The 14,246-nt window shown below is 70.5% G+C and carries 14 protein-coding genes; 12 read left to right on the forward strand and 2 right to left on the reverse strand.

Annotation, left to right across the window (positions count from 1 at the left end; translation table 11 throughout):
• Window position 1: 1 nt before the first annotated feature.
• On the reverse strand, window positions 2-787 hold the full coding sequence (locus tag WDLP6_RS10475; RefSeq protein ID WP_162592279.1) for an IclR family transcriptional regulator domain-containing protein: 786 nt from the start codon (window positions 785-787) through the stop codon (window positions 2-4).
• A gap of 206 nt (window positions 788-993) precedes the next feature.
• Here WDLP6_RS10475 and WDLP6_RS10480 point away from each other — a divergent pair, with 206 nt between their 5' ends.
• The 10 genes from WDLP6_RS10480 to WDLP6_RS10525 all read left to right on the forward strand — a co-directional run bounded on the left by WDLP6_RS10480 (window position 994) and on the right by WDLP6_RS10525 (window position 10,920).
• Entirely contained in the window at window positions 994-1,917 is a 924-nt protein-coding gene (locus WDLP6_RS10480; RefSeq protein WP_162592280.1) for a shikimate dehydrogenase family protein, read from the forward strand.
• A 27-nt stretch (window positions 1,918-1,944) separates the two neighbouring features.
• Window positions 1,945-2,811, forward strand: coding sequence for a sugar phosphate isomerase/epimerase family protein (locus tag WDLP6_RS10485; RefSeq protein WP_162592281.1), 867 nt, complete (start codon window positions 1,945-1,947; stop codon window positions 2,809-2,811).
• Between the two features lie 16 nt (window positions 2,812-2,827).
• Window positions 2,828-3,661 (forward strand): shikimate dehydrogenase family protein, encoded by an 834-nt coding sequence (locus WDLP6_RS10490; protein ID WP_162592282.1) that lies wholly within the window; start codon window positions 2,828-2,830, stop codon window positions 3,659-3,661.
• An 18-nt stretch (window positions 3,662-3,679) separates the two neighbouring features.
• Window positions 3,680-4,891, forward strand: coding sequence for a 3-carboxy-cis,cis-muconate cycloisomerase (pcaB, locus tag WDLP6_RS10495; protein WP_162592283.1), 1,212 nt, complete (start codon window positions 3,680-3,682; stop codon window positions 4,889-4,891).
• Window positions 4,888-5,310: a carboxymuconolactone decarboxylase family protein gene (locus tag WDLP6_RS10500; RefSeq protein WP_162592284.1), complete on the forward strand. Its 423-nt coding sequence runs from the start codon at window positions 4,888-4,890 to the stop codon at window positions 5,308-5,310. The genes pcaB and WDLP6_RS10500 overlap by 4 nt, the downstream gene beginning before the upstream one ends.
• 53 nt (window positions 5,311-5,363) lie before the next feature.
• Entirely contained in the window at window positions 5,364-6,515 is a 1,152-nt protein-coding gene (locus WDLP6_RS10505) for an MFS transporter (RefSeq protein ID WP_162595047.1), read from the forward strand.
• Window positions 6,512-7,276 carry an alpha/beta fold hydrolase gene (locus tag WDLP6_RS10510; protein WP_162592285.1) on the forward strand — a complete coding sequence of 255 codons (765 nt, stop codon included), beginning with the start codon at window positions 6,512-6,514 and terminating at the stop codon, window positions 7,274-7,276. The genes WDLP6_RS10505 and WDLP6_RS10510 overlap by 4 nt, the downstream gene beginning before the upstream one ends.
• A 99-nt stretch (window positions 7,277-7,375) precedes the next feature.
• The gene (locus WDLP6_RS10515; protein ID WP_162592286.1) at window positions 7,376-8,050 is read left to right on the forward strand and encodes a DsbA family oxidoreductase; all 675 of its coding nucleotides are present in this window, start codon (window positions 7,376-7,378) and stop codon (window positions 8,048-8,050) included.
• An 84-nt stretch (window positions 8,051-8,134) separates the two neighbouring features.
• The gene (locus WDLP6_RS10520; RefSeq protein WP_162592287.1) at window positions 8,135-9,697 is read left to right on the forward strand and encodes a DUF1800 domain-containing protein; all 1,563 of its coding nucleotides are present in this window, start codon (window positions 8,135-8,137) and stop codon (window positions 9,695-9,697) included.
• An 11-nt stretch (window positions 9,698-9,708) separates the two neighbouring features.
• Window positions 9,709-10,920 carry a DUF1501 domain-containing protein gene (locus WDLP6_RS10525; RefSeq protein ID WP_162592288.1) on the forward strand — a complete coding sequence of 404 codons (1,212 nt, stop codon included), beginning with the start codon at window positions 9,709-9,711 and terminating at the stop codon, window positions 10,918-10,920.
• A gap of 22 nt (window positions 10,921-10,942) precedes the next feature.
• Here WDLP6_RS10525 and WDLP6_RS10530 read toward each other — a convergent pair whose 3' ends face one another.
• On the reverse strand, window positions 10,943-11,806 hold the full coding sequence (locus tag WDLP6_RS10530; protein ID WP_162592289.1) for a LysR family transcriptional regulator: 864 nt from the start codon (window positions 11,804-11,806) through the stop codon (window positions 10,943-10,945).
• A 66-nt stretch (window positions 11,807-11,872) separates the two neighbouring features.
• Here WDLP6_RS10530 and WDLP6_RS10535 point away from each other — a divergent pair, with 66 nt between their 5' ends.
• On the forward strand, window positions 11,873-13,096 hold the full coding sequence (locus WDLP6_RS10535; protein ID WP_162592290.1) for a YbfB/YjiJ family MFS transporter: 1,224 nt from the start codon (window positions 11,873-11,875) through the stop codon (window positions 13,094-13,096).
• A 1-nt stretch (window position 13,097) separates the two neighbouring features.
• On the forward strand, window positions 13,098-14,135 hold the full coding sequence (locus tag WDLP6_RS10540) for an NAD(P)H-dependent flavin oxidoreductase (protein WP_162592291.1): 1,038 nt from the start codon (window positions 13,098-13,100) through the stop codon (window positions 14,133-14,135).
• The last annotated feature ends 111 nt before the right edge of the window (window positions 14,136-14,246 follow it).

Consider the following 14,246-nt stretch of genomic DNA (forward strand, 5'->3'; position numbering starts at 1 on the left):
CCTAGATCAGATTGCGCATCGCCTGCGCCGTCTCGCGCAGCACGGGCAGCACGCGGGCGACGGCGTCCTCGCTGCTTTCGTGGCCCATCGGCATCGTGATGTTCAATGCGCCCACGAGCTCGCCGCGCCGGTCGCGCAGCGGCACGGCGATGCCGCGCGAGTTGAGGTCGAGCTGCTGCTCCGACAACGACCAGCCCTGGGCGCGGATGCGCGCCAGTTCCAGCTTCATGCGTTCCTTGCTGGCGATGGTGTGCGAGGTGTAGATGGCGAGTTCGCGCGTGGCCAGCCAGCTCGCCAGCGCCTCGTCGCTGCGCATCGCGAGCATCAGCATGCCGGCGGCCGTCACCTGCGCGGGCACGCGCGCGCCCAGCACGTAGCCGGTGCTCATGCTGCGGTTCGGGCCGTTGCGCGCGATGTAGACCACCTCGTCGCCATCCATCACGCTGAGGTAGGCGATCTCGTGCGTGCCCGCCGCCACGCGCTGCAGGAAGGGCTGCACGATGCGCGGCAGCCGCGCCGATTCGAGGTAGGACTGGCCCAGCCGCAGCACGCGCGGCGTCAGCCAGAACAGCTTGCCGTCGCCCGCCACATAGCCCATGTGCTGCAGCGTCAGCAGATAGCGCCGCGCCGCGGTGCGCGTCATGCCGGTGCGCTGGCCGGCCTCGCTCGCGGTCATGCGCGAATGCGCGTCGTCGAAGGCCTCGATGACGGCGACGCCGCGTTCCAGGCCGGCGATCCAGTCGCGCTTGTCGAGCTCGGCAGGTGCGGGGAGGGTGGCTGTTTTCATGTCCGGACCTGGGCGATGCTGAATGAAGCGTCTGTCTTTTTATCAAGGGAAAACCCTTGATTCGTTCAATGATCGATCGGAAGAGTTCGACGACCGATCATGTCGCACGGGTTTCGCTTTGTCGCCTCCAGCGCGGGATCTAGAGTAGCGCAGCTTCCTTCCGACCTGCGCGATTGCCGAACAACCTCGAAGCGAGACCAGCACCCATGTTTCCCTCCATCGCGGGCAGTACCGCGCTGTACCTGCTTCCCGGCGACCCGGTCACCAATGTCCGCTTGCCGCGCATGTTCAACAGCGTGTTCGAACGTTTCGGCATCGACGCCGTGATGGCGCCGGTGCAGGTCGCCCGGCGTGACCTCGCGGTGTTCGTCAAGGCCGCCTTTCTCGCGAGGAATGTGCGCGGCATGGCGATCGCGCCGCCGCACAAGCCGCTCCTGGTCGATCTGCTCGACGGCTGCGGTCTGTTCGGCCGCGTGGCGGGCTCCGTCAACGTGGTGCGCCGCATCGAGAACGGCGAGCTCGAAGGCGATCTGTTCGACGGCGAAGGGCTGCTCGGCGCGCTCGATCACTATCACATCCCTTACCGCGGCAAGCGGGTGCTGATCCTCGGCGCCGGCGTGAGCGCGGCGGCGATCGGCGTGGCGCTGGCCGAAGGCGGTACGGTGAATGGCGCGGAGCACATCGCCTTTCACGATGTCGAGGCCGGCAAGGCGGCCGGTGTCGCGGCCAAGCTCGATGCCTTCTTCGATGCGTCCAGCGTCGCGGTCGACAGCAGCGACCCGGCCGGCTACGACCTGGTCGTCAACGCCACGCCGCTGGGCCTGGGCGAGGGCGATGCGTTGCCGCTCGATGTGGCGCGCATGGAGCCGCATGCGGCGCTGTTCGACATCCTGCTGCGCAACCAGCCGACGCCGCTGGTGCGCGCGGTGCGTGCGCGCGGCCTCAATGCGCAGGCCGGCTTCGAGATGCTGGTGCAGCAGATGGCGCACTACCTCGACTTCTTCGGCCACCGCGATGCGGCGCACGGCGTGCGCGGCGATGCGGATTTTCTGCGCGAGCTGATCTATCCGGCCGCGATGGCGGGCGAGATCCGGCATCCACTGCGCTACCACTCGGCCAGCGTGGCCTGAGCGGCGAAGCTTCACCACGGGGATTCCATGGCCATCGCCATCGACCGCTTCGGCTTCAACACCGTGACCATGGGCGGCGAACTCGGTCACAAGCTCGACTGCATGAAGGCCGCCGGCTTCGCGGGCGTCGAGCTGTGGGCGCGCGACCTCATCAACCATCCGGCCGGCGTCGAGAAGGCCGCCGAGCTGGTGAAGGCCAGCGGCCTCAAGGTCACCGACTTCCAGCCGCTGCGCGACTTCGAATGCGCACCCGACGCGATGCGGCCGCACCGCCTCGAGATGGCACGCGAGCAGCTGCGCCAGATGGCACTGGTCGGCACCGACCTCTTGCTCGTGTGTTCGACCACCAGCCCGCTCGCCATCGACGATCCCGAACGCGCCGCCGAAGACCTGCGCACGCTGGCCACGCTCGCCACGCCGCTGGGCATCCGCATCTGCTACGAGGCGCTGTCCTGGGGTCGCCACGTCAATCGTTGGCACCAGGCCTGGGACATCGTGCGCCGCTGCAACCGCGAGAACGTCGGCCTCAATCTCGATGCCTTCCACATGTCGGTGCGCGGCGACGACACGCCCGAGACGCTGGCGCAGCTGGCCGCGGTGCCGATCGACAAGGTCTTCCTGGTCCAGCTGGCCGACTACTTCTTCGAGTACAGCGACCGCCAGGCCGACATGATCGAACTCGCGCGCCATCAGCGCCTGTTCCCCGGCGAGGGCCTGCACGATGTGCGCGACCTCGTGCAGCTGCTCGAGGACAAGGGCTACCGCGGCCACTACACCTTCGAGGTGTTCAACGACGACTACGTCAATTCCGACCCGATGGTGATCGGCCAGCGCGCCATGAAGAGCGCGCGCTGGATCAGCGAGTCGCACGTGGCCGGCAGCGCCATCGATTGATTGAAGCAGAGGATCCATGATTTCCGGCAAGACCACCCTCATCGCCCATCTCGGCTATCCGACCGAGAGCTTCAAGGCGCCCATGATCTACAACCCCTGGTTCGACAGGCAGGGCATCGACGCCGTCGTGGTGCCGATGGGCTGCAAGCCCGAGGACTATCCCGGCGTGCTCGCGTCGCTGTTCCGGCTCACCAACCTGCGCGGCGCGCTGGTGACCATGCCGCACAAGATCACCACGATGTCGCTGGTCGACGAGGTCACGCCGACGGCGAAGATCGCGGGCGCCTGCAATGCCATCCTCAAGCGCCCGGACGGCACGCTGCTGGGCGACCAGTTCGACGGCGCCGGCTTCGTGCGGGGCGTGCTGCGCAAGGGCCGCGCGCTCGCCGGTGCGCGGGTGCTGGTTTCCGGCTGCGGCGGCGTGGGCTCGGCCATCGCGGCCTCGCTGGCGGCGGCCGGCGTCGCGCAGCTGTCGCTCTTCGACGCCAGCGCCGCGTCGGCGGATGCGCTCGCGGGACGCCTGCGCGCGCACTATCCGGCGCTGACGGTGGACACCGGGTCGAAGGATCCCGCCGGCCACGACGTGGTCGTCAACGCCACGCCGCTCGGCATGAAGGAGGGCGATCCGCTGCCCTTCGACATCGCGCGCATCGCGCCGGCGACCTTCGTCGGCGAGGTGGTGATGAAGTCCGAGTACACCCCGCTGCTGCGCGCCGCGCGCGACAAGGGCTGCGCGGTGCAGGTCGGCACCGACATGCTGTTCGAGATGATCCCTGCCTACCTCGAATTCTTCGGCTTCGGCACTGCGACGGCCGAGGAACTGCGCGGCGTGGCGCAGATCGCGTACTGAAAAGGGGAAAGCGGCACCATGAGCATCTTCGAAGGCTTTCTTTCAACGTCCGAAACGCTGGCCGCGTTCAGCGACCGCAATTTCGTCGACGCCATGCTGCGCTTCGAGGCGGCGCTGGCGCGTGCGCAGGCGCAGCTCGGGCTGATCCCCGAGTCGGCCGCGCAGTCGATCATCGGCAGCTGCAAGGTCGAGCTGTTCGACGTCGCCAAGATCGTGCGCGACAGCGGCCGTGCCGGCAGCGTCGCGATACCGCTGGTCAAGAGTCTCAAGGACGCGGTGGGCGTGTTCAATGCCGACGCCATGCCCTTCGTGCATTTCGGCAGCACCAGCCAGGACGTGATCGACAGCGCGATGGCGCTGGTCACGCGCGAGGCGGTGGCGCTGGTCGATGCCGACCTGCACAAGGCCGCGCAGGCGCTGCTGCGGCATGCCGAGCGCTATGCCGCGACGCCGATCCTGGCGCGCACCCTGATGCAGCCGGCCTCGGTGACGAGCTTCGGCTTCAAGTGCGCGGGCTGGGCGGCGCCGCTGGTGCGCAGCCGCGCGCGGCTGGCCGAGACGGCGAGCCGGGCCTTGCAGCTGCAGCTCGGCGGCGCGGTCGGCACGCTGGCGCAGATGAAGGGGCAGGGACCCGCGGTGCGGCAGCGCATGGCCGAGGAACTGGGCCTGCGCGATCCCGGCGCGACCTGGCACACGCAGCGCGACGAATGGGTCGCGCTCGGCTGCGAGCTGGGCCTGATGGTCGGCAGCCTGGGCAAGATCGCCACCGACATCGCGCTGATGGGCCAGTACGAGGTGGCCGAGCTCGCCGAGCCCAGCGAGCCCGGCCGCGGCGGCTCGTCGGCCATGCCGCACAAGCGCAATCCGGTCGCCTCGATGGTCGCGCTGGCGGCTGCGCATCGTGCGCCGCAGCGCGTGGCCGCGCTGCTGGCCGCGATGCCGCAGGAGCACGAACGCGCGCTCGGCGCCTGGCAGGCCGAGCTGGCCGAGTGGCCGCAGCTGCTGATGTCCGCGCACGGCAGCGTGCGCGCGCTCGCAGGGGCTTTGCCCGGGCTGCAGGTGGACGCGGCGCGGATGCGCTCCAATATCGATCGCCTGCGCGCCGAGCTGCCGCGCGAGGCCGCCGACGAATGGTTCGATCCCGCGCTGGCGGCGCATGCCGCCGACATCACCGTGGCGCTGGTGAAGGACCTGCAAGCCCAACTCGATCCACGGAACACCGCACGATGACCGCACCCGCCGCACCGCCCGACGACTACCAGGCCGGGCTTCTCAACCGCCGCCGCGTGCTCGGTGACGCCTGGGTCGACAAGTCGCTCGCCAACCGCAATGACTTCAACAGCGAGTTCCAGGAACTCATCACGCGCCATGCGTGGAACGACATCTGGGGCCGGCCCGCGCTGGGCGACAAGACGCGCCGCTTCATGGTGCTGTCGATGATGCTCGGCATCCATGCGTACGAGGAGTTCGCGATGCACGTGCGCGCCGCGCTCGACGGGCCGCCCGAATCGCGGCTCACGCCCGAGGACATCAAGGAAGTGATCATCATGGCCGCGATCTACTGCGGCGTGCCGGTCGCCAACCATGCCTTCGGCATTGCCACCGGCATCCTGCGCGAAAAGGGCCTGCTGGCGGAATCGCCGAAGTGAGCACGGTGGCCGCGCAGCGCGGCATCCCGCTCGCGCTGCTGCTGCCATTGCTCATGGCCGCGCAGCCGGTGGCCACCGACAGCTACCTGCCGGCGTTGCCGGCCATCGCCCGCGAGCTGGGTTCGGCCAGCGCGAGCCTCACCGTCTTCGTGCTCGCCTTCGGCCTCGGCCAGCTGCCCTGCGGCCCGCTGGCCGATCGCTGGGGGCGCCGGCCCGTGCTGCTCACCGGTCTCGCGTGCTATGCGCTGGCCGCCGCATGCTCCGCGCTCGCGCCGGGCATTCCGATGCTGGTGGCCGGCCGTGCGCTGCAAGGCTTCTCGATGGCCGCGATCCTGGTGTGCGCGCGGGCCGCGGTGCGCGATGTCTATCCGGCGTACGAAGGGCCGCACGTGATGGCGCGCGCGCTCACCGGCCTCGGCGTGGTGGCCCTGATCGCGCCGGTGCTGGGCGCCTATGCGGTGCAGGGCGCGGGCTGGCGCTGGGTGCTCGGCGGCATGGCGGTGTATGCGCTGGTGCTCTGGGGCATGTGCCTGCGCGGCTTCGACGAAACGCGCCCGCCGCACGCCGGTGCCACGGCGCCGCGCGGCAGCCTGCGCGCGGTCTTCGCGAGCCAGGGCTTTCGTGCCTGGTCCTCGGTGTCCGCGGTTACCTACGGCGGACTGTTCTGCTTCCTGCTGTTGTCGCCGATGGTCTACATCAGCTACCTCGGCCTGTCGCCGGGCTTGTACGGATGGATCCCAGCCGGCGGCTCGCTGGTCTATATCTTCAGCACCACGCTGTGCCGCCGGCTGCTGCGGCGCCATGGCGCGGTGCGGGCCGTGCAGCTCGGATCGATGCTCAGCCTGGGCGGCCCGCTGGTGCAGGCGCTGGGCTGCTGGCTCGAGCCGCTGTCGGCATGGCCGCTGCTGCTGGGCCACGGCCTCTACTGCATCGGCCATGGCATCCACCAGCCCTGCGGGCAGGCCGGCGCGGTCGGCGACCTGCCGCATCTCGCCGGCCGCGCGGTGTCGTGGTCGGGCTTCGGCATGATGGCGGTCGCGTTCATCGTCGGCCAGATCGCGGCCAGCTTCGTCGACCCCGCGATGAGCCACGGCGCCTGGCCGATGGTGCTGCCGATGGTGCTGGCTGGCGCTACGCTGGTGCTGATCGCCTTCGGATGGCTGCCGCGTCTGCCACACTCGCATCCAAGAAAGGAAACCCCATGACCCGCTTGAATGTCGTCCGCGAGGGCGAAGGCCCGATCGTCGTGCTCAGCCATGCGCTGGGCTGCGACCTGCGCATGTGGGACAGCGTCGCCGCCATCCTGTCGCGCGCCCACACGGTGCTGCGCTACGACCACCGCAACCACGGCGGCTCCGAGGTGGTTGCCGGTCCGCTCACGGTGCAGGCGCTGGCCGACGATGCGGCCGAGCTGATCGCGCGCGAAGCCGACGGCGAGCCCGTGCACTTCGTCGGCCTCTCGATGGGCGGCATGGCGGCACAGGCGCTGGCGCCGAAGCATGCGGCGCTGCTCAGGAGCGTGGTGATCGCCAATTCCTCGGCCCACTATCCCGATGCTGCGCCGTGGCGCGCACGCGTGCAGACGGTGCGTGCGCAAGGCGTGGCGGCGATCGCGGATGGTGCCGTGTCGCGCTGGCTGACGCCGGAATACGTCGGCACGCCCGAGGGCGCGGAGGCCGCACGCAGGCTGCACGACACGCTGGTGCACACCGATGCGGCGGCCTATTGCGCGAGCTGCGATGCGGTGGCCGCGATCGACTTCCGCGACAGCAACCACCGCATCGCGGTGCCTACGCTGGTGATCGCCGGCACGCGCGACGAGGCGACGCCGCCTTCGATGTCCGAGGCGATCGCGGCAGCCATTCCCCATGCGCGGCTGGCCGCCATCGATGCCGCACATCTGAGCGCGGTCGAACGTCCCGTGGAGTTCACGCAGCTCTTGATCGACTTCTGGCGCAGCCTCTGACGACTGCGACGGCAGTGGGGTGATCGCCGCGGCCGCGGTTGAAAGACGCGCGGCCGACCCCATCATTCAGGCTTGCTCCTTCCTTCAGAGACCCCCGCCATGACCTCCCGCCTCAAGATCGATTTCGTCTCCGATGTGTCCTGCCCGTGGTGCGCCGTCGGCCTCGGTGCGCTGGAAGCCGCGCTCGAACGCGTGGCGCCCGACGTGACCGCCGAGTTGCACTTCCAGCCCTTCGAACTCAATCCGCAGATGCCGCCCGAAGGCCAGGATGCCTTCGAGCACCTGAACCAGAAATACGGCAGCACGCGCGAGCAGCAGGCGCAGTCGCGCGCCGCCATCCGCGCGCGCGGTGCCGCGGTGGGCTTCGCGTTCCGCGAGGAAGGGCGCTCGCGCGTCTACAACACCTTCGATGCGCACCGGCTTCTTCACTGGGCCGAACTCGAAGGCGCGGACAAGCAGATCGCGCTCAAGAAGGCGCTGCTCAAGGCCTGCCACACCGATGGCGAGAATCCGTCCGACCCCGCGCTGCTGGTGCGCCTGGCCACCGAATCCGGGCTCGATCCGCAACGTGCGCGCGCCATCCTCGAGAGCGACGAGTACGCGGCCGAGACCCGCGAACGCGAGCGCCTCTACACCGATGCCGGCATCCATTCGGTGCCCGCCATCATCATCGACAACCAGCACCTGATCTCGGGCGGCCAGCCGGTCGAGGTGTTCGAGCGCGCGTTGCGGCAGATCGCCGGCGCTGCACCGGCCACCCTGTCCGCAGCCTGACGCACGGCATGTAAAGCCGGTCAACCGCGGGCGCGACCGGGCGATTGATGGCGCATGGCCCGGCATCGCGGGCCGGGAGCCCCGATGAAGATTCCCCGACTTTCGGCTGCAGCGTCTGTGCTGGCGATGACCGCCACGCTGCTGGCCGCCTGCGCGGCGCGGCCGGACCTCGGCCCGCCGCCGAAGGTCTCGGCCAGCGGCGAGGCCGCGCAATTGCGCTGGCTCGACCGCGTCACCTGGGGCGCCGATGCACGCGACGCGCAGCGGCTCGCGCGCCTGGGTCTGCCTTCCTGGTTGCAGCAGCAGTTGCATCCGGGGCCCGCGGTGCTGACGGCCGAGGCGCAAGCGCAGATCGACGCGATGACGATCTCCCGCACGCCGGTCGATCAGCTGGCCGTGGCGCTGGAAGCGCAGCGCGTCGCCGCCGACGCGCTGACCGACGACGACCAGAAGAAGGCCGCGCGCCAGGCCTGGCAGCAGGAACTCACGCGCCTGATGCGCGAGGCGCAGCAGCGCTTCGTGCTGCGTGCGCTGTACTCGCCGAACCAGCTGCAGGAGCAGATGACCTGGTTCTGGATGAATCACTTCAACATCGATGCGCGCAAGAACAACCTGCGCGTGCTGGTCGGCGACTACGAGGAAAACGCCATCCGCCCGCATGCGCTCGGCAGGTTCCGCGACCTGCTCGGCGCGACGCTGCATCACCCGGCGATGCTGCGCTACCTCGACAACGCGCAGAACGGCGCCGGCCACATCAACGAGAACTATGCGCGCGAGCTGATGGAGCTGCACACGCTCGGCGTCGGCGGCGGTTATTCGCAGACGGACGTGCAGGAGCTCGCGCGCGTGCTCACCGGCGTCGGGCTCGACCTGCGCGCGCTCGACGCGCCGCCGCCGCGCATGCGCCCGGCGCTGCAGGCCGGCTACGTCCGGCGCGGCGTGTTCGCGTTCAATCCCAATCGCCACGACGATGGACCGAAGACCTTCCTCGGGCAGCCGATCACGCAGCATGGCCTGGCCGAGGTCGACGAGGCGCTCGACCGCTTGGCGCGCGCGCCGGCCACGGCGCATTTCATCGCCAGCCAGCTGGCCGTCTACTTCGTCGCCGATGCGCCGCCGGCGCCGCTGGTCGCGCACATGGCGCAGACCTTCGAGCGGACCGACGGCGACATCGCGGCCACGCTGACGACGATGTTCGAGTCGCCGGAATTCACTGCCTCGCTGGGCGGCAAGTTCCGCGATCCGGTGCACTACGTCATCGCCGGCGTGCGGCTCGCCTACGACGGCCGCGTCGTCGCCAACGTGAACCCGATGCTGGCCTGGATGAACCGCATGGGCGAGCCGCTCTATGCGCACCAGACGCCCGACGGCTATCCGCTCACGCAGGACGCCTGGGCCAGCGCCGGCCAGATGAGCACGCGTTTCGAGGTGGCGCGCGCCATCGGCGCCAGCGGCGCGGTGCTGTTCCGCACCGACGACAAGGCGCCGCTCGAGCGGCCCGCGTTTCCGCAACTCGCCGATTCGCGCACCGTGCGCGCGGCATGGCCCGGCCTGAGCGCCGACACGCGCGACGCGCTGGCGCAGGCGACGTCGCCGCAGGACTGGAACACCTTCCTGCTGGCATCGCCCGAACTCATGCACCGTTGAAAGGAGCCTTCATGCAACGACGCGATCTCGTCAGGCTGCTTGCCGCGGCGCCCCTTGCCGGCGCGGCTGGCCAACTCATCGCCGCGCCGGCGGCCGGCCATGCGCGGCTGCTGGTGGTCTTCCTGCGCGGCGCCTACGACTGCGCCAGCCTGCTGGTGCCGGTCGCGAGCGACTTCTACCGTGCGTCGCGCCCGAACATCGCGATCGCGCGGCCGGGCGAGCCCGGCGGTGCGCTCCCTATCGATGCTGCATGGGGGCTGCATCCGGTGCTGGCGTCGAGTGTCATGCCGCTCTTCGAAAGCAAGCAGGCCGCGTTCATCGCCTTCGCGGGCACCGACGACCTCACGCGCAGCCACTTCGAGACGCAGGATTCGATCGAACTCGGACAACCGCTCGACCGGGGCCGCGACTATCGCTCGGGCTTTCTGAACCGGCTGGCCGCCGTGCTCGGCGCCGGCCCGTCGATCGGCGTCGCGCCGATCGCCTTCACCGACGAGCTGCCGATCTCGCTGCGCGGCGATGCCAAGGCGGCCAACATGGCGCTCGCGTCGGTCGGCCGGCCATCGGTCGATGCGCGGCAGAGCCAGGTGATCGAGGCGATGTACCGCCACACCGCACTGGCCCAGCCGGTGGCCGAAGGCTTCCAGGTGCGCGACGAGGTGCAGCGCGCGGTGAAGGACGAGATGGATGCCGCGAGCCGCAACGCGATGACGGCCCGCGGCTTCGAACGCGTGGCCCGTCGCATGGCCCGCCTGATGCGCGAGAACTACGACCTCGGCTTCGTCGATGTCGGCGGCTGGGACACGCACGTGGGGCAGGGCGCCGCCACCGGCTATCTCGCGAACCGGCTGGACGAGCTGGGCCGCGGCGTGGCCGGCTTCGCCGAGGAAATGGGTCCCGAGGCCTGGCGCGACACGGTGGTCGTGGTCCTCAGCGAATTCGGCCGCACCTTCCGCGAGAACGGCAACCGCGGCACCGACCATGGCCATGGCACGGTCTACTGGGTACTCGGCGGCGGGCTTGCGGCGCAGGCCGGCGGCCGCGTGCTGGGCGAACAGGTCGAGGTGTCGCAGCCGACCCTGTTCCAGAACCGCGACTATCCGGTGCTCAACGAATACCGGGCCGTGTTCGGCGGCCTGTTCCAGCGCATGTACGGGCTTTCGCCGGCGCAGCTGGACCGCGTCTTCGCGGGCGTGGCGCCGAGGGATCTGAAGCTGGTGTAGCCCGGCGCGTCGGGTGGCGCGATCAGGGCTTGCGCACCATCTCGATCAGCCGCGCCAGCGCCACCGACGGCGTGCCGCGCCACACCAGGTGCGTGTGGTTGGCGCGGATGCGCGCCGGCAGCGCATGCTGGCGCACGTCGGCCGTGGCGCGCAGGGCCTTGAGCACCGACACCGGCACGATCGCGAAGCCGGTGCCGGCAGCCACGCAGGCGATCATGGCCTGGTAGGACGCGAACTCCAGCGAGCGCCCCGGCGCGAAGCCGCCCTTGCCCAGCCACTGCTCCAGCAACCGGCGGTACGAACAGCCATGGGCGAAGCCGATCAGCGTCGAGCCGGCGAGGTCGGCCGGCCGCACCACCGGCGCTGCGCTGCGCGCGGTGATCAGCACCAGTTCCTCGTCGAAGACCGACAGGGTGCTCATGCCGGCCGCGGAGAAGGGCTCGGACACGAAGGCCGCCTCGACCTCGAAGGCATTCACGCGCTCGAGCAGCGCACCCGTGGTGCCGGTGACCAGCTCGACGACCACGCCCGGATAGAGCTTGTGGAAGCGCGAGAGCACCGGTGCGAGCCGGCTGCCCGCCGTGCTTTCGAGCGAGCCGAGCCTGAAGGCGCCGAGCGGAAGATCGCTGCGCAGTTCGCTCTCGGCCTCGTCGGCCAGGCGCAGCAGGCGTTCGGCATAGGGCAGCAGCTTGTGGCCGGCCGGCGCGAGCGCGAGCGTGCGGCCCTGCCGATGGAACAGCTTGTGGCCCAGCCGTTCCTCGAGCTGCTGGATGCGGGTCGTGACGTTCGACTGCACGCGATGGAGCTTGCCGGCCGCGCGGATCACGCCGCCTTCGGCCACGACGGTGCGGAAGATCTCGAGGGAGTCCAGGTCGATGGTTCTCATAGAAAGAATGATTGTTCTGGATAATTCATTTGTGGAGAGTATCGATTCTGCGTCTAATGAAGGCCCATGTCGAATGCCTCCAACCCCTCCATCCCCGTGGCGACGCCGTCGTTCCTCGCGGTTGGCACCGCCGGCCTGCTGGCGCTCGCGCTGGCGATGGGCATCGGGCGTTTCGCCTTCACGCCGATGCTGGCGCTGATGCTCCGCGCCGGCAGCACCGACGTGGCGGCGGGCGGCTGGCTCGCGGCGGCCAACTATGCGGGCTACCTGGTGGGTGCGTTGACGACCGCGCGGCTGCCGCTCTCGCCGCAACGCATCGGGCTGGCCGCGCTGGCCGTCATCGTGCTGTCGACCGCGGCCATGGGCTGGACCGCGTCGCTGCCGATCTGGCTGGTGCTGCGCTTCGCGGCCGGCGTGGCGAGCGCGTGGGTGCTGATCAGCACCAGCGTCTGGTGCCTGGCGTGGCTCGCGCGCCTCGGGCGGCCGTCGGGCGCCGGCATCCTGTATGCGGGCGTCGGCGCGGGCATCGCAGTCGCGGGGCTCTATTGCTGGCGCGCAGGCGCGGCCGAGGTCGCGCCCGACCGGCTCTGGCTGCAGCTCGGTGCGCTGTCGCTGGTGGGTTTTGCGGTCGTTGCGGCGCTGATGCCGCGCGATGCGGCGGGCGGCGCCGCGCCCGCGGCCACCCCCACGGCCACGGCCACGGCCGCGCCGGCGCCGTCCGCCGGATTGCCGCGGGGCCTGGTGATCAGCTACGGCATGCTCGGCTTCGGCTACATCCTGCCTGCCACCTTCCTGCCGGTGCTGGCGCGCGCGGTGGTCGACGACCCCGCCGTGTTCGGCGCGGCGTGGCCGGTGTTCGGTGCGGCGGCGGCCGTGTCCACGCTGCTTGCCGGCGCACTGTTCTCGCAGCTTTCGCGCCGCGACCTGCTGGCGGGAAGCCACGTGCTGATGGCGCTCGGATGCCTGTTGCCGGTGCTGCACCTGTCCGCCTTCACGGTCCTCGCGGCGGCATTGCTGGTGGGCGGCACCTTCGTGGTCGCGACCATGGCCGGCATGCAGGAAGCCCGGGCCGGCGCCGCCGGCGATCCGACGCGCGCGCTCGGCCGCATGACCGCCGCGTTCGCGATCGGCCAGATGATCGGGCCCATGCTCTCGTCCGTGCTGAGCACCCGGACGCACGGTTTCGGTGGCCTCTTCATCGCGTTGGCGGCGGGTGCCGTGGCGCTGCTCGGCAGCGCGGTCTGGCTGGCTTTCGGCACGAACCGGGTTCCCTCTCGCGAAAGGACATGAGATGACATCGCTGACCACCCTCCTCGGCATCGAGCTGCCGATCATCCAGGCCCCCATGGCCGGCGCCCAGGACAGCGCGCTGGCGATCGCAGTGAGCAATGCCGGCGGCCTCGGCTCGCTGCCTGCGGCGATGCTCGACGCGAACGCGCTGCGCAAGGAACTGGCGACGATCGCTGCGCAGACCACGCGGCCGTACAACGTCAATTTCTTCTGCCACACGCCGCCGGCCCCGGACCCGGCACGCGAGGCGCGCTGGCGCGAGGCGCTGGCGCCGTTCTACGCCGAGTTCGGCATCGCTGCCGCCGGCGTGCCTGCCGGCGCGGGGCGCCGGCCCTTCAATGCCGAAATGGCCGATGTGCTGGCCGAGTTCCGGCCGCGCGTGCTGAGCTTTCATTTCGGCCTGCCCTCGGCCGAGCTGCTGGCGCGCGTGAAGGCCTGGGGCGCGATCGTGGTCTCGTCGGCCACCACGCTGGACGAGGCGCGCTGGCTCGAACAGCACGGCGCCGACGTGATCGTGGCGCAGGGGCTCGAGGCCGGCGGCCATCGCGGCATGTTCCTCACGCGCGACCTGAGTACGCAGGTCGGCACCTTCGCGCTGCTGCCGCAAATGGTGCGCGCGGTGCGGGTGCCAGTGGTCGCGGCCGGCGGCATCGCCGATGCCGCGGGGGTCGCGGCCGCGCTGGCACTGGGCGCGAGCGGCGTGCAGGCCGGCACGGCCTATCTGCTGACACCGGAAGCCACCATCAGCGCGGTGCACCGCAGCGCGCTGCAGGCCGGCGGCACGCACACCGCGCTGACCAATCTCTTCAGCGGCGGGCCGGCGCGCGGCATGGTCAACCGCGTGATGCGCGAGCTCGGCCCCATCAGCGACGCGGCCCCCGACTTTCCGCTGGCCACGCCGGCCATCGCGCCCTTGCGCGCGGCGGCGGAGCGGCAGGGCAGTGGCGATTTCTCGCCGCTGTGGTCCGGACAGAACGCGAGCGGCTGCCGGGCGGTGCCGGCCGCGGAGATCACGCGCGGGCTGGCGGAAGGCCTCTGAGTCCGCGAAGCGGCGAGGCTTCCTGCAAGCCCGTAGGACCGGGGCGCCGCGAGGCCGTCAGGTTGCTGCCATGTGCCGCAGGCACAATGGCGCCCCGCGCGGACAGGGTCC

This window comes from Variovorax sp. PBL-E5 (genome assembly GCF_901827185.1).
In the GTDB taxonomy this organism is placed as follows: domain Bacteria; phylum Pseudomonadota; class Gammaproteobacteria; order Burkholderiales; family Burkholderiaceae_C; genus Variovorax.